Annotated in this window: 29 protein-coding genes and 1 tRNA gene; 5 read left to right on the top strand and 25 right to left on the bottom strand. The window is 43.5% G+C overall.

The features are described 5' to 3' along the window. Window positions 1-167: 167 nt before the first annotated feature. From MKY73_RS09105 to MKY73_RS09080, 6 genes are all read right to left on the bottom strand, one after another. Window positions 168-485, bottom strand: a complete 318-nt coding sequence (locus MKY73_RS09105) for a DUF1292 domain-containing protein (protein ID WP_036614722.1) — start codon at window positions 483-485, stop codon at window positions 168-170. A 97-nt stretch (window positions 486-582) separates the two neighbouring features. After that, a complete protein-coding gene (locus tag MKY73_RS09100) occupies window positions 583-1137 on the bottom strand; it encodes a copper amine oxidase (protein ID WP_339306990.1) in 555 nt (184 codons plus the stop codon). Between the two features lie 199 nt (window positions 1138-1336). After that, the gene (locus MKY73_RS09095; RefSeq protein ID WP_133385501.1) at window positions 1337-1537 is read right to left on the bottom strand and encodes a hypothetical protein; all 201 of its coding nucleotides are present in this window, start codon (window positions 1535-1537) and stop codon (window positions 1337-1339) included. 74 nt (window positions 1538-1611) lie between these two features. Beyond that, window positions 1612-1791, bottom strand: a complete 180-nt coding sequence (locus MKY73_RS09090; RefSeq protein WP_339306988.1) for a hypothetical protein — start codon at window positions 1789-1791, stop codon at window positions 1612-1614. A gap of 110 nt (window positions 1792-1901) precedes the next feature. Continuing rightward, window positions 1902-2468 carry a YdhK family protein gene (locus MKY73_RS09085; protein ID WP_339306986.1) on the bottom strand — a complete coding sequence of 189 codons (567 nt, stop codon included), beginning with the start codon at window positions 2466-2468 and terminating at the stop codon, window positions 1902-1904. A 180-nt stretch (window positions 2469-2648) separates the two neighbouring features. Beyond that, a complete protein-coding gene (locus MKY73_RS09080; RefSeq protein ID WP_017687397.1) occupies window positions 2649-3068 on the bottom strand; it encodes an organic hydroperoxide resistance protein in 420 nt (139 codons plus the stop codon). A 217-nt stretch (window positions 3069-3285) separates the two neighbouring features. Between MKY73_RS09080 and MKY73_RS09075 the strand changes: the two genes are divergently transcribed. Further along, entirely contained in the window at window positions 3286-4497 is a 1212-nt protein-coding gene (locus tag MKY73_RS09075) for a chromate transporter (RefSeq protein WP_339306985.1), read from the top strand. 216 nt (window positions 4498-4713) lie between these two features. Here the strand turns inward: MKY73_RS09075 and MKY73_RS09070 are convergent, their stop codons facing one another. From MKY73_RS09070 to MKY73_RS09045, 6 genes are all read right to left on the bottom strand, one after another. Then, window positions 4714-5400, bottom strand: a complete 687-nt coding sequence (locus MKY73_RS09070) for a hypothetical protein (protein WP_339306983.1) — start codon at window positions 5398-5400, stop codon at window positions 4714-4716. A gap of 2 nt (window positions 5401-5402) precedes the next feature. Next, complete coding sequence (locus MKY73_RS09065) at window positions 5403-6401, bottom strand: hypothetical protein (RefSeq protein WP_339306982.1); 999 nt, start codon at window positions 6399-6401, stop codon at window positions 5403-5405. Then, window positions 6388-6660: a hypothetical protein gene (locus tag MKY73_RS09060; protein WP_339306981.1), complete on the bottom strand. Its 273-nt coding sequence runs from the start codon at window positions 6658-6660 to the stop codon at window positions 6388-6390. Before MKY73_RS09060 ends, MKY73_RS09065 begins: the two co-directional genes overlap by 14 nt. Window positions 6661-6863: 203 nt before the next feature. Then, window positions 6864-9077 (bottom strand): M1 family metallopeptidase, encoded by a 2214-nt coding sequence (locus tag MKY73_RS09055; RefSeq protein ID WP_339306980.1) that lies wholly within the window; start codon window positions 9075-9077, stop codon window positions 6864-6866. A 226-nt stretch (window positions 9078-9303) separates the two neighbouring features. Then, entirely contained in the window at window positions 9304-10938 is a 1635-nt protein-coding gene (locus MKY73_RS09050; RefSeq protein WP_339306979.1) for a recombinase family protein, read from the bottom strand. A 210-nt stretch (window positions 10939-11148) separates the two neighbouring features. Beyond that, a tRNA-Val gene (locus MKY73_RS09045) sits at window positions 11149-11220 on the bottom strand. A gap of 203 nt (window positions 11221-11423) precedes the next feature. Between MKY73_RS09045 and MKY73_RS09040 the strand changes: the two genes are divergently transcribed. The 3 genes from MKY73_RS09040 to MKY73_RS09030 all read left to right on the top strand — a co-directional run bounded on the left by MKY73_RS09040 (window position 11424) and on the right by MKY73_RS09030 (window position 12712). Next, complete coding sequence (locus MKY73_RS09040) at window positions 11424-11681, top strand: hypothetical protein (RefSeq protein WP_339306977.1); 258 nt, start codon at window positions 11424-11426, stop codon at window positions 11679-11681. Between the two features lie 238 nt (window positions 11682-11919). Further along, entirely contained in the window at window positions 11920-12363 is a 444-nt protein-coding gene (locus tag MKY73_RS09035; protein WP_339308537.1) for a GNAT family N-acetyltransferase, read from the top strand. Between the two features lie 112 nt (window positions 12364-12475). Beyond that, window positions 12476-12712: a DUF3892 domain-containing protein gene (locus tag MKY73_RS09030; RefSeq protein WP_017687389.1), complete on the top strand. Its 237-nt coding sequence runs from the start codon at window positions 12476-12478 to the stop codon at window positions 12710-12712. A gap of 72 nt (window positions 12713-12784) precedes the next feature. Here MKY73_RS09030 and MKY73_RS09025 read toward each other — a convergent pair whose 3' ends face one another. The 4 genes from MKY73_RS09025 to MKY73_RS09010 all read right to left on the bottom strand — a co-directional run bounded on the left by MKY73_RS09025 (window position 12785) and on the right by MKY73_RS09010 (window position 14152). Continuing rightward, window positions 12785-13066: a hypothetical protein gene (locus MKY73_RS09025; RefSeq protein WP_339306976.1), complete on the bottom strand. Its 282-nt coding sequence runs from the start codon at window positions 13064-13066 to the stop codon at window positions 12785-12787. Further along, entirely contained in the window at window positions 13050-13271 is a 222-nt protein-coding gene (locus MKY73_RS09020) for a hypothetical protein (protein WP_339306974.1), read from the bottom strand. The genes MKY73_RS09025 and MKY73_RS09020 overlap by 17 nt, the downstream gene beginning before the upstream one ends. 195 nt (window positions 13272-13466) lie before the next feature. Further along, window positions 13467-13787 (bottom strand): DUF3889 domain-containing protein, encoded by a 321-nt coding sequence (locus MKY73_RS09015; RefSeq protein WP_339306972.1) that lies wholly within the window; start codon window positions 13785-13787, stop codon window positions 13467-13469. 56 nt (window positions 13788-13843) lie between these two features. Beyond that, on the bottom strand, window positions 13844-14152 hold the full coding sequence (locus tag MKY73_RS09010) for a hypothetical protein (protein WP_339306970.1): 309 nt from the start codon (window positions 14150-14152) through the stop codon (window positions 13844-13846). 265 nt (window positions 14153-14417) lie between these two features. Between MKY73_RS09010 and MKY73_RS09005 the strand changes: the two genes are divergently transcribed. Further along, window positions 14418-15320, top strand: a complete 903-nt coding sequence (locus MKY73_RS09005) for a manganese catalase family protein (protein WP_091014199.1) — start codon at window positions 14418-14420, stop codon at window positions 15318-15320. A gap of 218 nt (window positions 15321-15538) precedes the next feature. Here MKY73_RS09005 and MKY73_RS09000 read toward each other — a convergent pair whose 3' ends face one another. From MKY73_RS09000 to MKY73_RS08960, 9 genes are all read right to left on the bottom strand, one after another. Beyond that, entirely contained in the window at window positions 15539-15838 is a 300-nt protein-coding gene (locus tag MKY73_RS09000; RefSeq protein ID WP_339306968.1) for a DUF6809 family protein, read from the bottom strand. A gap of 144 nt (window positions 15839-15982) precedes the next feature. Continuing rightward, on the bottom strand, window positions 15983-16162 hold the full coding sequence (locus MKY73_RS08995; RefSeq protein WP_339306966.1) for a ribbon-helix-helix domain-containing protein: 180 nt from the start codon (window positions 16160-16162) through the stop codon (window positions 15983-15985). Between the two features lie 230 nt (window positions 16163-16392). Next, window positions 16393-17478, bottom strand: coding sequence for a DUF3626 domain-containing protein (locus MKY73_RS08990; RefSeq protein WP_339306964.1), 1086 nt, complete (start codon window positions 17476-17478; stop codon window positions 16393-16395). A gap of 91 nt (window positions 17479-17569) precedes the next feature. After that, complete coding sequence (locus tag MKY73_RS08985) at window positions 17570-17839, bottom strand: hypothetical protein (RefSeq protein ID WP_339306962.1); 270 nt, start codon at window positions 17837-17839, stop codon at window positions 17570-17572. 56 nt (window positions 17840-17895) lie between these two features. Next, complete coding sequence (locus MKY73_RS08980) at window positions 17896-18324, bottom strand: DUF5071 domain-containing protein (protein ID WP_339306960.1); 429 nt, start codon at window positions 18322-18324, stop codon at window positions 17896-17898. A gap of 50 nt (window positions 18325-18374) precedes the next feature. Then, entirely contained in the window at window positions 18375-18944 is a 570-nt protein-coding gene (locus MKY73_RS08975; RefSeq protein ID WP_339306958.1) for a DUF3221 domain-containing protein, read from the bottom strand. Between the two features lie 66 nt (window positions 18945-19010). Then, window positions 19011-19340 carry a hypothetical protein gene (locus MKY73_RS08970; RefSeq protein WP_339306956.1) on the bottom strand — a complete coding sequence of 110 codons (330 nt, stop codon included), beginning with the start codon at window positions 19338-19340 and terminating at the stop codon, window positions 19011-19013. 244 nt (window positions 19341-19584) lie between these two features. Next, complete coding sequence (locus tag MKY73_RS08965) at window positions 19585-21300, bottom strand: ABC transporter ATP-binding protein (RefSeq protein WP_339306954.1); 1716 nt, start codon at window positions 21298-21300, stop codon at window positions 19585-19587. A gap of 44 nt (window positions 21301-21344) precedes the next feature. Further along, the gene (locus MKY73_RS08960; RefSeq protein ID WP_339306953.1) at window positions 21345-22376 is read right to left on the bottom strand and encodes an iron ABC transporter permease; all 1032 of its coding nucleotides are present in this window, start codon (window positions 22374-22376) and stop codon (window positions 21345-21347) included. Window position 22377: the final 1 nt, after the last annotated feature.

The following is a 22377-nucleotide window of genomic DNA, read 5'->3' as shown; positions in this document are numbered from 1 at the left end:
TTTTTTTTATTTTGTCGGACAATTCATTTTATCGGACAAGTGAGTTTGCATTTTCCCGTCTATTTAGTCGTTCAATCAAGTCATAAACAGCTCGTCCACCTCTTTAAAAGCAAACAAAAGGCCCCCCTGAAATCAAGGAGCCTTCATGTTATGTTCCAAAAGAATGACTATTCTTGTGATGCAACGAGTTCGTTGTAAGCCGCTTCAACGCGGTTCCACTCTTCTTCGTCTTCAATATTGTAGAGCACCATTTCCTCGTCTTCTTCTTCCATACGCAGGATGATGCCGTCAGCTTCAGGATTGTTACGTTCCAGCAGGAGCGCATAAACATGCTTCTCCACGTCAAACGTCTCCACCAAAACCATCTCCACGTCTTGGCCGTTCTCGTCTGTTAATGTGAGAAGGACTTCTTCATGCTCGTGGTCGTGGTCGTGGTCTTGCCCGCATCCGCAGCCATCGCCGTGTTCATGTGTGTGATCGCTCATTGAAATACCTCGCTTTATAAATAGAAATTGTGTAACCTTGCATATCGTAACATGTTCAATGACCCAGGTCAATTTAACTCACAGGGTTATTTCCGCTTCAATCGTTCAGCGCTGTAATGATTTTCTCCGCTACCAGGACGTAGCTGCTGTTTGCATTTTCTTTAATATGAAAGCCGACTTGATACTTGCCGGCACGACTGAAATCGTACGTAAAATCGTAAGTGCGGAACCAGAAATTATCCTTCTGCGTTGTAAGCTCCTGTGACTGGATATCCTTCACCTGACCGCTTGGATTGGTAATCGTTACTTTCACCGCAGCTACATCTGCGGTCAGACTGTCCACTTGGGAAAATACATTGAATTTCAGCTTCCCTACGTTAACGTTGCCAAATACAGTGTCTCCCTTGAAGAGAAAAATATGTACATTCGGTTTGATCACCGTTACTCTCTTGTTCCTGCTATCCCATTTGACGACGCCTCCGGCTTCCCTTACAGGTACATAGGTCGTTCCATCAATGAGATAACCTCCATCAGCTGCTTCCTTGCCGTTAATGAGAACACGAATCTTCTCGTTCACCGAATCTGCAAACAATAAAGACCCGCCGAGCAAGGAGAATACCGTGACACAAAGCAATACTCGTTTCCATTTCATCCCGTCAATATTCCCTCCCCTGCTGCTAGCTGTTGTACATTTATACTGTACATTCATCCACAAAGTTGCGCTGTTTTTCATCATTTTTCATTTTTTATCCAGAATTTTTTCCACCCCTTGGAATGCACAAATAGAGGCTCTCCTCATTAAAGGATGCCTCTGTTCTATTCATGTTATAACTACGGAATTAGACGAAGGGTTATGATGAAGTATGGCGGGTCAGGATACAGGGAACACCCTTGCCTATAGCCCCTTCGATTCGCATCCGCGCAGCGTAATCCATGCCTCGTGTACATGGTGTTTTACATCTCTCGCATACATCGGAAGTGACCAACTTCATGGATACACGGATTTTGTCACTCTTTAATGCGGGAGCTTTCTTTCCCTTTGCTTTTGCCATCCCGGATTCCCCATTTCCCCAAGTGCTTACTGATGTAATGCATCATATGGGGATTCGCCCGGTTGTGTGTCTATTTAAAATACGTATTTAAATAATAAAAATATGACAAGGAGGATGCCCCCCAGAATGAGCCAGTTGCTGATTTCAAACCAAATGCTCTTGCCTCCGGACAGGTATTTCTGTTCATTCTCCTGATGACGCTGACGGTGTGTATCCGTCTCGGAGCCATGGGGTGGTTTGCTAAAATCCATCATAGGTACATTCCCCTTTCAGCAGTTTTGTATAATCTTAATACCATTATAACCCATAATTGAGTATGAATTTGATTTTTTCTGTATAAAAGAGCTTTTTCATGCAATTGGTTCTATTGGATCGCAGATAATTCTTCTTCTATGACCCATTTGTGGTTTTTTATCAAATCTCCCCCTGTTGTCGGGGTGTAATCAACCATATATACCGTTGTTTGTTCAGCAGACTCAATTGTGGCCTTGGCACCCTTCATTCCTTTCATGTGATCAGCGCTTAACAGCACCTCAGAACCTACCTTATACGATTGATCGGTATGGTCCTTTATTTCCTCATGAATAACCCATTTATGATTCTGCACGGGATCTCCGCCTGTGGTTGGGGTATACGTCACTGCATATACCGTAGTCTCATAAGCTCCAATAATCTTTGCTGTTGCCCCCTTCATGCCCGACATGTGATCGGCACTCATCATTGCCTGGCTTCCTACTGGAAAGGTGGGATTGCTTTTCTCACGCAATCCTTCCGGCAGCTCTCCAGATTCAGAATGGTGCATCTCACCTGCGGTGGCTGTATGACTGTCATCGTTACTCTCTATAGTCTGCTGAGTCTCCTTGCCACATCCACCCAAAATCAAACTGCTTACGATCAAGATAGTTGATATGTTCATTAAGTACTTTTTCATGTGTCCGCACTCCTTTAATTGTATTTATACCCTTTATTATACCCCCTATAGGTATATCGCAATCATAATTATTGTTTTTTCCGGATAAGGCGCATCTTACAACGGAGCAAAATAAATCAAAAAAGCCTCCGATTTCTCGGAGGCTTCTTATCAAGAACAATTCATTTCAGTGATTACACCTTACGCCAGTTCCACGTTTACATTCACGTTCCCTTTGATTCCTTTGGAATATGGGCAGTAGTCATGAGCAAGTTTCACAAATTTCTGTGCTGTCTCCTCATCCAGACCGAGAATTTTAACTTCCAAATCGACTTGAAGTTTCACGCCGTTATCCTCAGAGTCCGTCACCAACATCACGGTTGCAGCAACAGTACTTCTTTCAATTTCAACTTTGTGTTTTTTCAATTGAAACTCCAGTGCGGAGTTAAAACAAGCGCTATACCCTGCTGCAAACAACTGCTCCGGATTGGTAGCTGTCGTCACTTGTCCTCCCAGTTCAGGTGGTGCAGCAACATCCAACATAAACACGTTATCTGGAGATTGTACGATTCCTTGACGTCCACCTGTATTGATGACTGTTGTTTCATATAATGTTTTCATTTGTAAAACTCCTTTAGTTGAATGGATTTATGTTGACTAAAATTCGACTTCTCTTGTGTCGCTAACAATTACATTGTACACAATTTAATTGTGTATGTAAATAGATGATGTAAAAAAATAATACAGTTTAATGCTGCGTTTAAATGAATAGCGATGATGAGGATTATAATTGTAGTCATCAGATAACCTAAGTTGAACTTAAGGAGGAATAACACGTTTGGAGAATAATTCATTTCTAACCCCGGACAAGCCCAAACATAAATCCAGGGCTCTCTATGAGGTGCTAGCTGTATCAACCAAACTCGGCCTGACTTCATTTGGAGGACCGATCGCTCATCTTGGTTACTTTCATGAAAAATATGTTCGCCGTAGAAAATGGATGGATGAACGTAGCTATGCAGATTTAGTTGCGCTATGTCAATTTTTGCCCGGACCTGCCAGCAGTCAAGTCGGGATTGGAATTGGCATTATCCGCGGCGGATTGCTGGGGGGACTGATGGCTTGGCTTGGTTTTACACTTCCATCTGTCATTGCGTTAGTCTTGTTCGCTTTCCTTCTGCAAGGATTTGATATCAGCAGCACTGGCTGGATTCACGGTCTGAAAATTGTTGCTGTAGCTATTGTCGCTCAGGCGGTATGGGGTATGGGGCAAAAACTAACTCCTGACCGCTATAGGGCAACCATTGCTATCTTTACTGCAGTGGCGACTCTTGTGTGGCAGACTGCATTCACTCCAATCCTTTTTATTGCGATAGCAGGCGTTATAGGTATGATCCTTTTTAGTAGAATGACCGAGTTTAAAACAGTAGACTTGTCTGTCCCTGTGAATCGTAACTTGGCAATCGTCTGTTTGGCTACGTTCTTTGGAATTCTGATCCTTCTCCCGTTACTCACTCCCTTTGATCGTTCGGGGTGGCTGTTATTCTTTGATAGCTTCTACCGTTCAGGATCACTCGTATTTGGCGGAGGGCACGTTGTGCTTCCGTTACTGGAACGTGAATTCGTTCCTGCAGGGATGATCAACAAGTCCGACTTTCTGGCGGGATATGGAGCAGCACAAGCTGTACCCGGACCATTGTTCACCTTTGCCGGTTATTTAGGAGCGATGATGCGTGGGGTTTCAGGAGCTTTGGTTGCAACGATCGCTATCTTTTTGCCAGCTTTCCTTCTGATCGTAGGCGCATTGCCCTTCTGGAGTGCTTTATGTAAAAGCTCAAAAACCCAAGGAGCATTACGCGGAATTAATGCAGCTGTTGTAGGTATTTTGCTGGCGTCGTTGTACGATCCACTCTGGACAACTGCGATCCTGACGCCTGTTGATTTTGCACTGGTATGCATGTTGTTTCTAATGCTCGTTTTTTGGAAAGCACCACCCTGGATCGTTGTCCTTGCAGGTGCAGCATGCGGTACAATGATGAACCTTCTCTAAATAAAAAAGGTACCCCAACACTGCACTTCTTTTTCAAAGCGTCCGTGTTTAGGTACCCTATTACTGCCAGTAAGTTATTGACCGATCCATGCAGATCATCTTTTTTTCTCTTTGTCATTCCAATTCAAGTTTCTCAAATCCGAGCTGGCCTAGCTTGTCTACACTCTTTCTTCAAATCAGGCTCCTTGTTCGTCTTCCGACTGCTCCCCAGTTTGATTAGTTACTCCAGATATCCACTTTCATCTGTGCACATTTGAAATACTTGGCCTCAGCCTTGCTTGTGGTGAGTTTCAACAGACATTGCAATTCTCCATGTTGGAACAAACCACCACTCAGGTCAGCAGCAACACCTCCATACTGATCATCCGCACCAAGCCATACGGAAGGTCTTTCGAACCCCGCCGAGAACTGTAACCCGGTGCAGAGCAGCACAGTGAGATTCTTACGGTTCTGCGCTTCATCTCCTGCTACGCCATGTGTGGTGAAAAAAACCATGTTTTGCTTAAAATCCGTGTACGTTCCATCTGCTTTATAGGCACGGACCATCCCATACTTCTGATTCACGTTTTGAAAAAAGGTGATACCGGCCTTGCTATCCTTCGATTTAATGCCAACCTGAACCGATATTCCAATATTGCCGTTGAATTGTAGCGCTTCCAAAGTGACTGCAATTGCTGTTACTTTGGAGCTGTCAATTAGATGTTTCATTTTCAACTCTGCCGTCGCTCCTGCTGTGGTCGGTGTTGTAACGGTTATGGTCCCTCTGTCGGGTAAAGGCTCAAACGTAGGGGTGCCCACAACCTCCACCCAATCCGGTAACGTTCCGTATAGAAAATCGGCCACAAGCTGCTTGTGGACCTTTCCAAAGGGCACAATCTGACCCGCTGCATCACGTATAATCATCTCTACACCCCCACCGAATAAGCTACACCGATATTATGATCGGTATTGTAATACACGTACACTACCCCGTCCATAACGGACACCATCAAGGATTGCATATTGGTCGTTTCCCAATTCAATGTAGGAAAATATATATCTGTAGGTTTGTCCAGCAATTGACGGAAGTCTGCGCTGATCTTGGCAATGGCAGGCCGAGCTACAGTCGTAACTCCACCGGAAGCATAGGCCGATAACATACCCAGCCACCACATGCTCCCTTTGTACATAAATACACCTGCATTGGGTCTCGAAATGTTTTCTTCCGCTGATAAAGTCGCATCATTACCACCCATTAATGGTCTTGGATCAGCTAACCAACTACGTCCGTCATGAGAATACCATATACATTTACGTCCAAAATCCCCACCGCCCATCACCGAGAAACCGATCCATTTGCCGCCATTTCTGAAACACGAGAAGTAACCGGTATGACCATCACCTGGGAAACCGGGAGGTTTGTCCAGAATCAAACCCACTCTTGTCCAGTTAATCATGTCTACAGAGGTTGCAAGTGCCGTTGATTGATTGATCCCCAGTCCGTTTTGTTGATAATACATAAAGAACAATTTTTCTTCATCGTTCCAGATCACAAATGGCGTTTCGGTCGAATTGCCAACTACGGTATCAAGATACACTTGTCCGTGTTTGGTCCATGGTCCTGTCGGGCTGTTCGAGTAGGCTAGTCCAATTCCTCCGATGTGATTATGGTTGGTAGAATACGTAGCATAATAATCTGCTTTTGCATCAGGGATAAGCCCCTTTACCTTGATCGCCCGAAACCAATAGATCGATTGAAGACCCGCCATTGCAGCGGTATATATAGGATTGTCCATTTTTTTATCAAATTGAGGCGTGTACATCCGTCTGGATTCTTCATCGCAATAATCATATGGCGCAATGGCCCTGTTGGCCTTTATCGCTGCGCCCAGTGCTGCCTGAGCAATATTTTCAGTCATAGACATGGGAGCTCAACTCCTTCGTGAACGGGATATTACCCGTTACCAGTCGCGAATATAAAACATCCGAAGCGTTCATTAATAGGATTGAAAAATCAACAACATTAGCCTCATTCGCAGCCGGCTCCTGAGTAATACGAATGATAGGACGAATTCTAGCATTATATGAATACGCTTTCATTTTGTTCATTCCTTTAGTTCCTTTACCTTTGTAATCAGCCACTGTGCCTTTCATTGGTACGCTCGGATAATGTTGATCCTTCATATTAATCCCTCCTATTGTTTTCTCCCGATAAGTATATTCATGAAGTTACTTTTATGTTAAAGCATTATGCCCATCTTGCAGCCTATTATTCTAAGTCTGATTTTTCATATAACCAATGGTTTGCTTATGTTCACAAGACGAAACAGGCTAACCCATAAGAATAGGCTAACCTGTTTGGATGAAGAAACTGCAAAACTAACTACTTATTCCTCCGCAAAAAGTGGAGATAGGGGATTCGCTAATTTTTTATCGAATTTCTCTTTGCCTTGGTTATCCAATACATAGTACTGGTAAAAGTCATTCGTGAATCCAATAGACTCCTCCATTTTCAGCATAAAAGCTTCAAATGCCGCATTGCTCAGATGATCCTCATTCCAGAAATAGTGAAGCATTAATCGATTCTGGTTATAGGGATGTTTAATAACATATGCACCAGCGGCGAGCGGTTGATTCATCGTATTTTTCCAAGGAAAACCCGTCTGTTTTGTCCGATCCATAATGTTGAGTTTTAAAGCCTGGACCAATCCGTTAGTCTTGGCGTTACCAATGACAATAAGGTTGCTGTTACCGATCTCTTTTTTCATCTTTTGCTTCAGTTCCTTGCGATCCCTTACAACGTCGTACCTTATACCGCTCATATCAAGAAATCCGGTCAACTGATCAACCATATTTTCCTGCTGTTTGGCTGCCAGCTTACTCCCCTCATCACTGAGCACAATGATTAATTTCTCGCCTTGAAGGACTTTATCCATCAATCGATTCATTACTTCATAAGGCAGATTAGGGATCATACCCATGACAGCCTGATACTGCGCTTGAAAGATATCATGCACATATGCGGCTGTCTCTTCCTGTGATAATTGGTATTCAGGCTTTAAGACAAAATCAGGCTGATATAGGGCCATTTGCATTTCGGTACGTACTTCCTTACCAAGCACATCTTCAATGGTTTGAAGAAGCCCCTCAATCGTCGCATTTTGGTACACGTATCGTTTGAAATATTCTTTCATAAAGTGATCAAACTTCTCTTCACCGACGGAACGGTAAAGCTGGTATATCGCTTGTCGCCCTTTTTGATAGTAGAGCAGATTGGCCAAGTCCCCTACTTCATCATTTGTTGATGCAATGGTCATATCTACGGGGCTAGTATCAAACTGTATGGATCTAAAACCATTTAGCTTATCTCCCTGTTTCTCGGCAAAATACACCATGGAGAAATCGGCAAAGCCTTCATCCAGGAAGGATTCTGTCTCCGAATTATTACCGATCAGTGCATGGAACCATTGATGTGCTATTTCATGAACAAATGTTGTATCTTCTTCGGGAACCGCGCTGTCATGAATCTGTCCCATCTGAATCAGCCTCGCATATTCTACGGCAACGCCTTGTACATACGTTTCGACAATTCGGAACTCAGGATAGGGATACTTGCCGTATTTCTCACTATAGAAATCAATGACCTTAAATGCCTGATTAATGTACCGGTCAACGATCTCTTTCTTGGATGGATCATCGTTGAAATAATAGTATTCCACCGTCAGACCGTTACGGGTAGCGCGCTCCACTTGAAGATTAGGACTGGCAAAGAAAACAAACTCTCTCGTATTCTCGGCTGCAGCAGACACAATCTTACGTCCATGTTCTGTACTGTCTTGAGTGGTGATAGAGCCAGGCATGGCTACCTGATACTCCTCAGGCACATTAAATTGGACTTCAAAGTCCGACGAGGTGTAATAATCGCTCTCGAATATTCGACTATACGGTGCCTTATTCCACTGCTGCTTGACCTCATCATATACAGACATTACCGGGAACCAGTGTGCACCATTAATTATATCCTTGTAATAGGAAACCCGCTGTGAGCCATAAGGTATCTTCAGATGGAATTCTAGTTGGAAAGCTACAGATTCGCCTGGTTTAACGGGTTCTTTCAACTGTACAGTCAGCGCTTGATTTTCCTTATGGAAGTCCAGTGACTGGCTATTTGCTGTTACAGCCTGAATATCAATGCCACCCAGAAAGTCCTCCGCTGTCTTCTCCGGATGATCTTCACTAATCTGTTCATTGTTCTGTTGGAACATGCTCGCCTGTGTAGACTTGGAGAGGTTCGCATCAGCATATGTATGCAGGACCAGTTGCTGGAGTGTATCCTTGCTTGTGTTGCGATACGTTACCTTCTCGCTCCCCTGGATCGTCATGTCTTTCTCATTCAGCCGAGCCTGGATCTGGTATTGAATCGGGGACTGCTCTAGGGAGTCTTTGTGTGTGTTAGGCATGTTCGTAGATACAGGTGTCGGGACTGCTTGCGCGGCTGCAACCCCCATGTTGGCAAGTGGGCTTGCTGCCAGTATGAAGGCCAGTGCACCCGCGATTCCTACTTTGGCTAACTCTGATGTAAATGGGTTTGAATAATTCATAAGTTCTCTCCTCTTTGTCGTGTCTGTTGACCTCAGAACCAAGTATAGAAGAGGAACCTTACGTTGAATTTATGTTTTATTTAAGTTTTGTTTAAAAAAGAGGAAGAGAGGATGAAAGAATCGGGAACTGATTCATATTTGTATGTAAAAAAAGAAAAGAAGCCTTACATCGTAAGGCTTCTCGTGTATGATCTGTAGTGGGCTCGAACCACTGACCCCGACCCTGTCAAATAAGTGAGCTCTTGATATCCTTACTCTCTCTGTATAGATGACCGAGTAATTCTTTTATTCCACCCTTGATTTCAACCAATATTTTATCTTTGCTAATGTAGACCACCTCTAGCAATGTGCTTAACATCATTTTCTTCTTTTCTGTAGATGCATTTGTAAATATCTCCCCCCAAACTGGGAGATCATCTTTTAGAGTCTCCATCTCTGATATCTCCATTTTTTTGGAGGATAACAATTGCTCTATTCCCTTAATATCTTCAGAAGTTTTCAGAATTTCGTTTTCTTTTTTCTCGATAAGAGCATTGAGCATTTCTGGCTTGAATGCACTCTTACCCATTATAGCTTTTGGAACCTCAGCGTTTAATACCACAAGCTCCTCATAGTGCTCTTCCAGTAAATTTTGCATTGTTTTAATTCTTTCCTCTTCTTGATTAAAAACTTTCTTTTTTATCAATTCAATTTCCGATTGAACATCTATTGTTCTGAGTTCACTTAAGTATACCTCCACGCTTTCTAAGACTTGTCTCTCTACCTTCTTTGAAGAAAATGTTGCCTGTCCGTTACAATCCGTCTTTCCTTGCAATTTTCCACTACAACGGTAACTTTTATTCTGATTGTATCTGACTATTTCTCCATTAGCTGCTTTGTATTTATTTACAAATGTAGTCGTGGTCAATCTAGAATTACAACAACCGCATCTAGCTATTCCAGTTAAAAGTAAACTTCCTTTAGTGCTCATGGGAATGGAATTATCATTTCTTTTTGGATTCTTAGGGTTCTTTTTATCCCTTATATCCTGTACACTATTCCAATCCTCTTCTGAAACTATCATTAATTCAGGGATTGGTTTTGAAAATATATCGTCTCCTTTTTCTTTTCTGTATCTCATTACTCCTTTGTAAATTGGATTCTTAAGTATAACGTTTACAGTAGGAGCACCCCATTGTTTTGCTTTTCTTGTCGGAACATTTTTTTCGTTTAGAAGTTTAGCTATTCTTAATTGTCCGTAACCTTCTTTAAGCACTAGTCGGAATATTTCTTGTACGATCTTTGACTCTTCTTCGTGCTTGCACAGTTTTTGCAGTGCTTTTCCTTTTTTATTTACATTACCGGAATCAACACTTTTATACCCGTAGGGAATACCTCCTCCCCTGAAAATACCATCTTCGACCATCTGTATATGTTTTTCATTGACTCGTTCAGAGGTCTTCCTACTTTCATCGCTTGACTGCCAAAATCTTAAGTAGTTGACCATCCGATCGGTGTATGCTTCAATTTTTTGCTGACCTTCTATTACAGACCACATTTCTACCCCTTTGTTTACAAACCACTCAAGTACAAAGGGAGTCTCATCATCTTTTCTTCCAAGCCTATCAAACATAAATACCAACAAGACATCGAATAAACCATTCTCTGCATCCTCTTTAGCCTTTTGGATAACATCACGCTTCGAGGCAGGTACTTTAAAACCTGATACCCCTTTTTCGGTATATTCCTTAACTAGCTTCCATCCCTCTTGTTTCTCTACCATCTTCCTGCATGCTCGTTGTTGCATTGGAATATCGTTCCCGTCCATCTGACCTTTTGTGGACACTCGATATAGTGCCGCAACACGCTTTATTTGTCCCATTCCATCAACCACCATATCTTTTTTCTGTATTATTTTTATCGATGACCGTAACTACTTTAACTGCTTAATTTAATCCAAATTATACCATTAAGTATATTTATTATCAACAAAAACCACCTACATATATTATCAGAGGTGGCCATAATGTTATATAAAAAAACAACTCCTCTTGAGATATAATTCTCAAAAGAAGTTGCCCTTTTTTTCATATAGGACGAGTGGGGATCGAACCCACGACCCTTACCCTGTCAAGATAATGCTCTCCCGCTGAGCTATCGCCCTGTAATAAATAGGATGTATCCATCACGATCATAATGCTATCTTTAGCTGAGCTAACAGATCATGATATATAATTATTTCCCAATCAAGTAACAGTATCATATCAAGTAACCGTGTTCATTGTCAATGATTTATTTGGTTATAATTCACCCAAAATGGTGCACAATAAAGGAAGATTACCATATCTACAACGAGGTGAATTCTCTATGAGAAACTTAACAAAACGGTCAAAATCCAATACACATACATTTACCAAATGCTTCTTTTTTTTCGTTGGGCTTATGATTGTCATGACAACCGTCACCGGTTGCGGCTTGGAACGGGATGAACATACGGTTCAATTCCAACAGTTAAAACAACCCAATGAAAATGTTGAATCTCTGCCCGTCTGGCTGGACGTATACTCCAAATCGGTAGTTCAAGATGTATATTCTCCGCGAGGAAGCAGTGAAGTTTTGCCGTGAAGATTAACAGGTTAGTTACTCCTCTTCATCCCACTTGCGTGAGTATGCTTTCTTGGTAACGTAATACAACAGAGCAATCATTCCCGCCGACATTAACAATGTAATGACCATGATGCCTGCCATGCCCATCACTACCCCCTCCTCTCCCAATATGTTCCAGACTTCACTATACAGGAAAAACATTTTTTTGTATAATTCAGTCTGATATGTCGCGCAAGAGCAGAAAGAAGGAATGGAATTGGCAGCTGAGATTAGTTATGTATCGACAGAAGAACAACTGAAGCAAGCCCTGGAAATTCGCCATCACGTTTTTGTGATCGAGCAACAGGTGCCTGCCGAGATTGAGATTGATCAATATGATGTCATCAGTCCAGATGTGCATCATGTATTGTTAAGCACGGATGGACAAGCTGTAGCCACAGGACGTCTGATCTATTACAGCAAGGATACGGCCAAAATGCAGCGGATCGCGGTGCTTGAATCTCATCGTTCATTCGGTTATGGACGCGTGCTTCTGCTCGCGATGGAGGAGCTGGCACGTGAACTTGGCTTATCCTATTCTGTACTGGATGCGCAATGTCAGGCACAGAAATTCTATGAAAAACTGGGCTATGAAGTGATTTCGGAAGAACCTTTTTATGATGCAGATATTCTGCATGTTCGTATGAAAAAGAGTCTGTAAAACTTCGGCATTGGCATGTCTGATCAGCATATGATGCATACTTCCCATGAATTCGGATAGGCTAATCAGGTAAGCAGATTCCTATCTCGTCATATAAGGAGAGTGTGACATCATGGATCAAACAACACGCGAGAGTTTCACAGCCGTACAGAAAAATGGCGACGGTGACCTGACAGCATTTCAGACTTCAGCAGGACGTGTACTGGATTATCAGCAGGCACTTGCAGAAGTAAAGGCTGGCGCTATTGCCGGTGTGAATGTATTTAAAGGCAAGGATGGCGAAATGTACATTCGCGGCGATGCCGACGGTGACCCAACCAACAACCTGGACCAACTTCCCCATTTCTAAAATAGATGCACACGTCGTATGTGCACAGTAAGCGCCGATCCGGATATCCGGGTTGGCGTTTTCTTATTAGAATTAGTAGTCCGTAAAATATTTTACGGAGTCCCCGGAAGGTTGGCTTTTGCGAATCGGCTGTTGTACCTGTTCCCATGCCTGCAAAATCTGTATCCCTTCGAGCGTAGACCGATTCTCCCACGCGATGTGCCCTGTGCGTTCAAGCTCCAGCAATGACTCATGAATGTAAGCTCTGCTTCGTCCCGTCTTGGTCTCCAGTTCATCCATACGCGGCAGCCTGCGCTGTTGTCCTGCATAGTTCACCATAATACGTAAAATCTTGCGTTCAAAGTCGTTCAGCATACTTTACCTCCCCATTCAGGTCCTTAACAGGACGCCATGCCAGAATACCTTGCTCCAGAAAGGTTCGGGGTGAGCCTTCTTTTCCCACTGATGCTCTAATCATCCCGCCACGTACACTGTTAATTCGAATCTGTCGCTGCGTAATCTGCCCTGCACGATCCATGTAGACAAGCTCCACCATCTGGCCAATATATTTCCCTAGCATAATCATCCCTCCGATAAGAACGTTTGTTTGTATTTCATATTATATGCGAACATAAGTTCTTTGTTCAATAGTAAAAAAAGGATTTTGTAAAATAAAAAAACCAGACTTCCACCTTAACGATCAAGGGAGTCTGGTTCCTCTAATAATGCTGCTCATATAACTACGTGACTTGTAATGACCCAGTTCAGTAACGGATCAGTGTCGATCCGATTCCGAAAATTGTACTTTCTTTAATTGCTGTGTAGACGGATTAAAATCGACATTCACATAAACTGCGAATTGCTTGCCGTCTTTGGCACGAACCCATAGCTTGAACTGTTCCCGTGACTGATCCGCTGTTAGAGAGGTACGACCGATATGCTTATAGTCCAAAATATCCACATTGTACTTTGTCTGTGTTTCTTTGACCGCAATAATTCCCCACTTCGCATAATCGGGGATGGCGGAGCCAGTGCCTGATGTAATTCCGGCTAAACTCAGGACTACCGACATGACGGTAACGATGAGCATTCTCATTTCACTCACTCCTTGGGACAATATGTTTCTGTTATATTGCCCGTCCGGGTTTCATTTTACACGAATAAACGAAAGATCCAGGCCAGTGGCCTTAGGGAAAAAGGAACCACATGAACAAGCCGGTCAAACGAATCAGTAGGCTCCGTCCGGAAACTCATTCCACAGTCACCCGAGAAAACGTGTTGTTGTGTCTTCGGCTCCTCAGGACGATCCAACCCGTATTTCTTTTCAAGTAACTCCCGCGTATCTGCATCCACTTGAACCTCGTTCGTAACGTCTTGTGCTGTGGCAGGCTCGCTGCTTGTGTACATCAGAATTATTAGAAACATCACGATCCCAACTATTTGTATCCAACGCTTGTTCATCTTTTACTCCTTTAATGAATTCATGACTCTCTTCTCTATATAACGCAAAGACTCGTTCGAATGTCTGATTATACATAAAAATCGCCGTATTGGAAATAACAGAAGAGAGAAGAGTTGAGGCCTACGTTATGCGTTGCTAAAGTCCCATTTGGTTGGTTTTTTGTTTAAAAAATCCAAATTACGTGTAATAGGCCATGATTGAGTAATTTCACAATTACGCAACCGCACACGATCTGCAATACCAATTTGAGGAGGTTACACCCCAATGTTCAAACGCTTGGATGAAATCCTAATTGAGATTCCAAATGTCGAGAAGCCAGATCCGAACGCAGCAGCAGCCATACAAGAGTTGCTAGGCGGCAAATTCGGAGAAATGTCAACGTTGAACAACTACCTCTATCAATCGTTTAATTTTCGATCCAAGGAAAAACTAAAGCCCTTCTACGACCTGGTCATGAGTATCACGGCCGAAGAATTGGGACATGTTGAGCTTGTGTCTCATGGCATTAACAAGTGCCTCAGAGGCTCAACCGAGTACAAAGAACCCGATGATACGCCGCTAGGTTCCGTGAAAGATGCTCGTCTGTCTTATCACTATCTGGCAGGTGCACAAGGCGCAATGCCTTTCGACTCTATGGGTAATCCATGGACGGGAGCAAATGTCTTCAACAGCGGTAACCTGGTCGAGGATCTACTGCATAACTTCTTCCTTGAATGTGGTGCTCGTACCCATAAGATGAAAGTATATGAGATGACAGATCACCCGGCAGCCCGGGAAGTGGTTGGTTTCCTGCTGGTACGTGGCGGCGTGCATGTCGTTGCATATGCAAAAGCCCTTGAGATTGCAACTGGCGTAAATGTGACCAAGCTGGTCCCTATTCCTTCACTAAACAACAAGGCCTTCAACGAGGCTCGTAAATATGAAGAAAAAGGAGTACACACCAAGCTGTACACCTATAGTGATAAAGACTTCAATGCGATCGGCCAGATCTGGAAAGGCACTCACCCCGAAGATGGACAACCTCTTGAAGTCATCCAAGGGATACCTGAAGGATTCCCGATTCCGGAAGCTCCTGCGGTGGAAGAAGAATTCGCCCCAGGCATTTCGCAAGAAGACTTTAAGGAAATTGCTCGCCGTCTGAAGATGGCGGGAAATATTGCGGATTAAGGAACCATTTGTTTAACAGGTCCTTTCCCTATATATAAATTTGTTAACTCTATAGTTAAGTGAAGCCCTCGAACCCCGCTGCTGAATGCAGAGAGGATTTGAGGGCTTTGTTATAATAAATGTATGATACATTTTTATGGTGTAAAATAAGTATGTTGTATGCACGTCATTATCTGAGAATTTAGCTGTAAAAGTAAACCTGCTCTCTGCTCACATCGTTAAACTTGGTTAAACTCCAACACCGATTCCTCACGCTGACTCATGACTTCAATTAACATGTTGGCACCCAAACGAAAACCTTGTGCAAACGCTGCTTCCGTATGCATGCCCTCACATCTGCCACACAAGTCAAATAACTGTTCAAGCTCAAGAAATTCGTCCTCGCTCAATCGATTCTTCCATTGCTCTGTCAGAGCTGCAATCTGCCGCCCTAACGCTTGGTACTCAGGATGTGTCGGCATCATCATCTCATCCGGTCGAAGTCGTCCATTATATAATGCTTCTACTATCGAATTCATGTGCATCCTCCTGTATATCAATTCGCACCTCACTTGAATGAACGTTCTGCACATGATAGGATATTTATGCAGTCGCTCATTCAACAAGTGATTGTGGGTTAGGAAGCAGCGTGTTCTTCGTGGGACTTACGCTGCTTCCTTTTTTCATTTTTGGAGTTCGTCGTAAATCTTCTCAATCCCTTTGCGAACGATGTCTGATCGATTCGTATTCAGCTTCTCAGCCGAAATATCGAGCTTATTCATAATTTCCTCGTCGACACGTATCTCAATCGTTCTGCTTTTGGGTTTGTCAGATTTAGGCCGCCCCATCTTTTTGGTTGACATTGCTTCACCTCTCTTTTTGTCACAACAGATTCATAGATAAATCTATAGTCAGTAATCCGTTTGAATGATAAAAAACAAACAACCTTGAAAGGCTAGGCACTCAAGGTTGTTAGAGTACTATTATTGAGTAACAATTTAAAATTCAGGAGATGAGCAAACAAGTGGAAAAGAAATTGCTGTTTTAGCATTTTTATCACTACATATTCAATATTTTTATCTCGAAAACCGTTTTACTTGTCCATTGGTTTTCCATATCTCACTAAGACATGCCAAAGTAATTTTAATTCTTGTAGAACTTCTTTGTAGGTTCCTCTATCGCTCCAATGACTTGGGTTTCGTTTCAAGTCCGTAGCAGCATACCCAATCATATTTGCATCAATAAAATCACTTTTTGCAATTCTTTTGGCCAGCGAAGGCATCGAAGGACCACGAAAATCCATAGGAACCTCATCAATCAAAAGGGTAAAGCCCATGTGCCAGTGGAGATCAATGGAATACTTTAAACATATCTGCTCCAAGATTCGTCCGGTATGGGTGCCTTTAAATGATGGGTCGGCAACAAGCATCTTGACATCTTTTTCAAGGGAAATATCACCATGAACCTGAGCTTCGATATAATAGTCCAGATTTCGGTTGGGCTCTTGGTTTGATGGATTTTGGAACGGTTTCTCAAGATTAACGAGCATATGGCCGATCAACTTTTGAACGGTTAGATTTCTTTCACCAATGGCAAAATTACTATAAAATACATCCCTCAAGAGAGCAGCCAAAATGAGGTCGAATTCCTCATACGTTCCCTTTTCCTCAGGTTCTTGGTGAGAATCCAAATATGTATACGTGCAACGATGAGAGACCTCAGCGGATAAAATAAAATAACATGATCCAAAACGCGGAGCAGGTCCGTCGGGATGTAACATGACATTGAGTGCCCCATACTTGGGTCGTTCGCTATTGGTTGGGCCATTTATTTGGTACGCTCCGCCAAACATTTTATTCTCCCAAACGTCACGTTCACCACCTGAAAATGCGGATACACTTCCATTCGATAAGAAAGTCTCAAACTGACTTTTATAAACTCCCTGCTCAAGTAGTGCTACAGCAACGCTTTTCATGGTCGGATCTAATCGATCTGGGTGAAAGTGTAGTGCAATACTTGCATGAGATTTAAGTTTGATGATAGCATGTTCAAATGTCTTCAGCTCGATTTTGGACATACGAAGGATTTCCCTAATGGTTTGCTCCGCCTCATTTTTGCGGCTTCTTGCATAATTGGTTACATGCTCTTGGGCTAATTGCTGAGACCTTGATAACTCCATGGGCGGAAGAGTCCTTTCTCTTTTTATAAAATCATAATGACGGTTTCCTTGTTTTTTATATCAATTGTAACCTAATTATAGTTTTGGATCTTCAATCTATTTTTCTGGGGGTTAGCTCATCCTGTTTTGCATTCCACCAATTTGATTGCTCATAATATGTTGTTTTTGCCCAATATTCAGGAGACTCATGAAAAATCAGGTCGTCTTCTGATGTAAAATCATTGCCTTCCCAAAAGGAATTAATCCGGAGAAAGGCTTCCTTCTCTGAAATATCAAATAAGCCAATTAACTCTTGTACAATCTCCAAACAGTATATTTCCGAACTCAAACAAGTCGGGAAAAGAAGTTGATATTTCAACATGTTTATCACTCCATATTCAATATTTCAGTCCTTCTTAGAAAGTTAATTACCTATTGCTATGTATCCAAATTTCCATCTCCGATTACCTCTCGTTGATGTACCTTCATCTTTTCCAAAAGCTCAAAGATAACCCCATCCAACCCCTCTAGTATTTCATCAGGTGTAGGGGACTCCAATATCCTTACTAGATCCGTCTGTAGCATACTGAGATGAAATACAGGCAATCGATCAATTAGTCCGACCAAAATGAAATATTCCCACTGTGGATCTCGGGTTCGCAATACATCCTGAATATGAGGAATTATTTCCTTCCCCAATCTCAATAATAGATCCTCTACCGGCTTAGAGATTGGCCAATTCCCGTCTTGTAACCACTCCATCAGCTCTGGGATGATAATTTTTAATTCGACATCACTGAAATCACTTAACTTACGCACCGCTTCATAATCAGACTTATCGCGGGGAAGGCACTCCCTAATATTCATTTAAACTTCCTTCCTCAATCTCAATGTTCAAAATCATAACCTCCCTCTTGTTACTCCTCTCGCTCTACATCCTCTACTTTGATATCAATCTCATCTTGATTCTCCGTCGTTGACATCGCATCTCTTATACGAATCGTCCACGTTCCTGCATCATGATCAAATTGTACATCTTCAATCACAGGAACACGTGCCTTTGCTCCATCTGGTGAGTATAGTCCACCCCGAATTGCGTCCGCCTCACTTAGATGAGCACCATCTGGCGTATTTGGACAAGATACCGCTATCTTATCTGCTCTGGCCTGCCCGGGATAAGGCTCATTTTCCGGTCTTCCATCCGTCCAGACTTCAACATAGGAGGCGATCTGCGGATCAGGCGCATTGGAAAACCATTTTGCGGGATAATATCGACTTTCTTCTCCATCCAAACCATGATCTTGATATGCAGGATCAACCACAAGAACGGAATCGTCTTTACGATCAACCACATAACCAGTGAATCCATCTTCACTTGGTGCCTTCGCTTGAGCCTGCACGGAGCTGCACTCAATATGTCCTGAACATCCCGTAAGGCATACAATTAGAATAGAGAGCAATATAAGGATTCGACGAAGATTGATCATATGTAATCCCCCTTTTAACAACACCTCTTCCTAAATTTAACGTTCCATATCAGTTTATTGTTGCATTCACTTCCTCATATCCCTTTTATACACATACCTTCCCCAGATCACCAATGATGCGCATAACAAGACAGCACAGTAGGCCCATACAAATAACATGGCGAGTCCTAACCCGATGTTGGCATCCAGGCGCTCATCAAAGATCTCTGTGAATAGCGAAAAACCAAGCGGCACAGCGCCAACTATGAAAAGTCCAATGGACCATGCACCCCAGCGTCGGAAACCGGACCCCGCACGAGTACTGGAAAGTTTGCGAATCCCTTGAATCAGAAGCCACCAAATCATGATAAATAATAGACAGGTTATAAGAATTTTCAACATATCGTTCATCTGCATCTCGTTCGCCTCCTACGCTATAAATAATGATGAGTATATCAGCCAAGTAAAGTTTGAGACTTGCTGATCATTACCCGTTTCCATGTAACCTGATCACAGCTGATCACAGGCAGACACAATTCAGCACCCCAGACCTACATCCTATTCACATCACAGAAAAAAATGCCATCGTCCTGACTCCTTCCAAGTCATGAACGATGGCATTACATCTCATATTAACATTGTTAAATCTACATCGAACAGGTTACGCGCCAAACTGCGCATAGTGAAGGCGGCTGTACACCCCACCTGCTGCGAGTAATTCTTCATGACGTCCTTGCTCCGTAATGCCTTGTTCGGCTACTACAATAATGCGGTCTGCATTTTTAATCGTTGCCAGCCTGTGAGCGATGACCAGTGTAGTCCGGCCTTCGGACAGCTCAGCCAGCGATTGCTGAATGGCTGCTTCCGTTTCTGTATCCAGGGCGGATGTGGCTTCGTCCAGAATTAGAATCGGTGGGTTTTTCAGGAACATGCGGGCAATGGACAAACGCTGTTTCTGTCCACCGGACAACTTCACGCCGCGTTCACCAATCAACGTATCCAACCCTTCCGGCATCGATTGAATCAAAGACTCCATCTGTGCTCGTCTGGCAGCCATCCAGATTTCTTCTTCGGATGCATCCAGCTTGCCGTAGGCAATGTTCTCCCGGATGGTTCCATCGAAGAGGAATACGTCCTGTTGTACAATTCCGATATGACTACGCAAGGAATCCAGCGTCATATTCTGAATCTCCTGCCCATCAATCGTGATGCGACCTTCCAGCACATCATAGAATCGCGGCAGCAGACTGCACAACGTTGTTTTACCCGCCCCGGATGGACCGACAAGAGCGACCGTTTCGCCAGCTTGCACGCTCAGATCGATACCTTTGAGCACAGGCTCCTGATCCGAATAACCAAAGGTCACTTGCTCATAACGAATATCTCCACGTAAATGGGATACTGATACAGCCCCTGGACGATCTTCCACATCCGGTTCCATATCAAGCAGCTCCGTATAACGTTTGAAGCCTGCAATCCCCTTCGGATACGTCTCAATAACCGAGTTGATCTTCTGAATGGGTGTCAGGAACACATTGGACAACATGATAAATGCAATGAACTGACCGTAAGTCATGCTGCCGTTAATGACAAACCATGTTCCGCATACCAGAACAAAGAGGGATACCAGCTTCATCAGCATATAACTGACAGAGGAGTTCCAGGCCATGATTTTGTATGCAATCAGCTTCGTTTGACGGAAACGACCGTTGTTCACAGCAAATTGTGCTTTTTCATGCTCTTCATTAGCAAAAGCCTGAACAACACGGATACCTGTAATATTGTTCTCTACACGAGCGTTGAAGTCGGCAATATCTCCGAACATTCGGCTGAATGCCTTGGACATCTTGCTGCCAAAGTAGAGCGAGAGATAAATAATCAGTGGCACGATGATAAAGGTTAACACCGCCAAATTTCCGTTAATGCTCATCATGATGCTGAATGCACCGATCAGCGTCATGACCGCAATAAATACATCCTCTGGACCATGATGGGCAATCTCACCGATATCCATCAGATCGTTAGTCATTCGGGACACGAGGTGTCCTGTTTTGGTATTATCGAAGAAACGGAACGATAACTTCTGCACATGATTAAACAGACTTTTACGCATATCCGTCTCGATGTTAATCCCCAGCTTGTGTCCCCAATAGGTAACTACGAAGTTCAGGAACGAATTCAGCAAGTAGATGCCGAGCAATGCCAGACACGCCCATAGAATCCAGTCCCAGCGTCCGCCTGGCAGCAGATCATCAACTACCCGGTTGACTGCCAGTGGAAAAGCGAGTTCCAGCAGCGCGACCAGAATCGCACAGCTGAAGTCAAGAATGAAGAGTTTTTTGTAAGGCCTGTAATAGGCAAAGAAACGGCGAAGCATGGACTCAAGTCCTCCTTATGCAATCACACAACAATGATTACGTTCTATTTCGTCTTGCTTAAGAGATACAGGAAGTATGGCGCACCAATAATGGCAACCAGGATACCCGCAGGAATCTCAGAAGGCTGCAGGATGACACGACCCAAGGTATCTGCAACCAGTACGAGCAATGAACCGATCAAGGCCGATGCAGGTAACAGGAATTGATGTTTTGGACCCACCAGACGACGCGCCAAATGCGGCCCGATCAGCCCCACAAAACCGATTCCCCCACTCACAGATACACATGAGCCGGCAAGCCCTACAGCAGCGGCAAGCAAGATAAGTCGCTCACGCTCAACCGGAGTCCCGAGTCCGCTGGCAGTCTGGTCACCCAGATTCAGCACATTCAATACACGTGCCTTATACAGAACAAGCGGTACAAGAATGATAAGAAACGGTAGCAGAGCCGTTACAAACTTCCAGTTCGAACCCCAGATGCTGCCTGCCATCCAGGTTGCTACAAATTGATACTTTTCCGGACTAAGCCGTAAGGTAAGCACGATCATGGCAGAACTGATTCCCGCCGCTACCCCGATTCCCGTAAGCAACATACGCGTAGGCAGGATGCCTTCTCCTTTTTTGTAAGAGAGAACGTAGATCAGAAATGCAGCAAAACCGGAACCGATCAGGGCCAGAATAGGCAAAAGAAATACCGGCGCTGCTGTCGTTGTCGGGAAAAAGGAAACAAATAACATAACGACCAGACCCGCACCTGCATTAATCCCGAGGATCCCCGGATCGGCCAGCGCATTCCGAGATACCCCCTGCAAAATACTACCTGATAACGCAAGTCCTGCTCCGACCAGCACCGAAATCACAATACGTGGCAAACGGAATTCAAACAGGATCAATTCCTGTTTCGCCGTGCCTCCACCAAACAGGGTACGCATCACTTCAAGCGGCGACAGCTTGGTAAAACCCGTATTCATGCTCACTATAAAAGCCGTAATAATTAATAGGGCAAGTACAATGAGAACAATCGTACTTTTGGTTCTCTTCTTGCGCTCTGCTCCAACTATTGTTGAGGATTCCATC

It is taken from the genome of Paenibacillus sp. FSL R5-0519, from assembly GCF_037974275.1.
GTDB lineage: Bacteria > Bacillota > Bacilli > Paenibacillales > Paenibacillaceae > Paenibacillus.
The sequence above is the reverse complement of the archived record's forward strand: the minus strand, read 5'-3'. Positions and strand labels throughout refer to the sequence as shown.

What these genes read in the sequence shown, in the direction of transcription:
- MKY73_RS09030 (WP_017687389.1), top strand. Translation starts at nt 12,476, where the DNA reads ATGGATCAAACAACACGCGAGAGTTTCACAGCCGTACAGAAAAATGGC.
- MKY73_RS09095 (WP_133385501.1), bottom strand. Translation starts at nt 1,537, where the DNA reads ATGGCAAAAGCAAAGGGAAAGAAAGCTCCCGCATTAAAGAGTGACAAA.
- MKY73_RS09050 (WP_339306979.1), bottom strand. Translation starts at nt 10,938, where the DNA reads ATGGGACAAATAAAGCGTGTTGCGGCACTATATCGAGTGTCCACAAAA.
- MKY73_RS08980 (WP_339306960.1), bottom strand. Translation starts at nt 18,324, where the DNA reads ATGAATATTAGGGAGTGCCTTCCCCGCGATAAGTCTGATTATGAAGCG.
- MKY73_RS09070 (WP_339306983.1), bottom strand. Translation starts at nt 5,400, where the DNA reads ATGATTATACGTGATGCAGCGGGTCAGATTGTGCCCTTTGGAAAGGTC.
- MKY73_RS09055 (WP_339306980.1), bottom strand. Translation starts at nt 9,077, where the DNA reads ATGAATTATTCAAACCCATTTACATCAGAGTTAGCCAAAGTAGGAATC.
- MKY73_RS09020 (WP_339306974.1), bottom strand. Translation starts at nt 13,271, where the DNA reads ATGCTAGGGAAATATATTGGCCAGATGGTGGAGCTTGTCTACATGGAT.
- MKY73_RS09100 (WP_339306990.1), bottom strand. Translation starts at nt 1,137, where the DNA reads ATGAAATGGAAACGAGTATTGCTTTGTGTCACGGTATTCTCCTTGCTC.
- MKY73_RS09025 (WP_339306976.1), bottom strand. Translation starts at nt 13,066, where the DNA reads ATGCTGAACGACTTTGAACGCAAGATTTTACGTATTATGGTGAACTAT.
- MKY73_RS08985 (WP_339306962.1), bottom strand. Translation starts at nt 17,839, where the DNA reads ATGTTGAAATATCAACTTCTTTTCCCGACTTGTTTGAGTTCGGAAATA.
- MKY73_RS09090 (WP_339306988.1), bottom strand. Translation starts at nt 1,791, where the DNA reads ATGATGGATTTTAGCAAACCACCCCATGGCTCCGAGACGGATACACAC.
- MKY73_RS09065 (WP_339306982.1), bottom strand. Translation starts at nt 6,401, where the DNA reads ATGTCTATGACTGAAAATATTGCTCAGGCAGCACTGGGCGCAGCGATA.
- MKY73_RS09105 (WP_036614722.1), bottom strand. Translation starts at nt 485, where the DNA reads ATGAGCGATCACACACATGAACACGGCGATGGCTGCGGATGCGGGCAA.
- MKY73_RS09000 (WP_339306968.1), bottom strand. Translation starts at nt 15,838, where the DNA reads ATGAATTCGATAGTAGAAGCATTATATAATGGACGACTTCGACCGGAT.
- MKY73_RS08965 (WP_339306954.1), bottom strand. Translation starts at nt 21,300, where the DNA reads ATGCTTCGCCGTTTCTTTGCCTATTACAGGCCTTACAAAAAACTCTTC.
- MKY73_RS08970 (WP_339306956.1), bottom strand. Translation starts at nt 19,340, where the DNA reads ATGCAGATGAACGATATGTTGAAAATTCTTATAACCTGTCTATTATTT.
- MKY73_RS08995 (WP_339306966.1), bottom strand. Translation starts at nt 16,162, where the DNA reads ATGTCAACCAAAAAGATGGGGCGGCCTAAATCTGACAAACCCAAAAGC.
- MKY73_RS09005 (WP_091014199.1), top strand. Translation starts at nt 14,418, where the DNA reads ATGTTCAAACGCTTGGATGAAATCCTAATTGAGATTCCAAATGTCGAG.
- MKY73_RS09010 (WP_339306970.1), bottom strand. Translation starts at nt 14,152, where the DNA reads ATGAACAAGCGTTGGATACAAATAGTTGGGATCGTGATGTTTCTAATA.
- MKY73_RS09040 (WP_339306977.1), top strand. Translation starts at nt 11,424, where the DNA reads ATGAGAAACTTAACAAAACGGTCAAAATCCAATACACATACATTTACC.
- MKY73_RS08975 (WP_339306958.1), bottom strand. Translation starts at nt 18,944, where the DNA reads ATGATCAATCTTCGTCGAATCCTTATATTGCTCTCTATTCTAATTGTA.
- MKY73_RS09080 (WP_017687397.1), bottom strand. Translation starts at nt 3,068, where the DNA reads ATGAAAACATTATATGAAACAACAGTCATCAATACAGGTGGACGTCAA.
- MKY73_RS09085 (WP_339306986.1), bottom strand. Translation starts at nt 2,468, where the DNA reads ATGAAAAAGTACTTAATGAACATATCAACTATCTTGATCGTAAGCAGT.
- MKY73_RS08990 (WP_339306964.1), bottom strand. Translation starts at nt 17,478, where the DNA reads ATGGAGTTATCAAGGTCTCAGCAATTAGCCCAAGAGCATGTAACCAAT.
- MKY73_RS09015 (WP_339306972.1), bottom strand. Translation starts at nt 13,787, where the DNA reads ATGAGAATGCTCATCGTTACCGTCATGTCGGTAGTCCTGAGTTTAGCC.
- MKY73_RS08960 (WP_339306953.1), bottom strand. Translation starts at nt 22,376, where the DNA reads ATGGAATCCTCAACAATAGTTGGAGCAGAGCGCAAGAAGAGAACCAAA.
- MKY73_RS09060 (WP_339306981.1), bottom strand. Translation starts at nt 6,660, where the DNA reads ATGAAGGATCAACATTATCCGAGCGTACCAATGAAAGGCACAGTGGCT.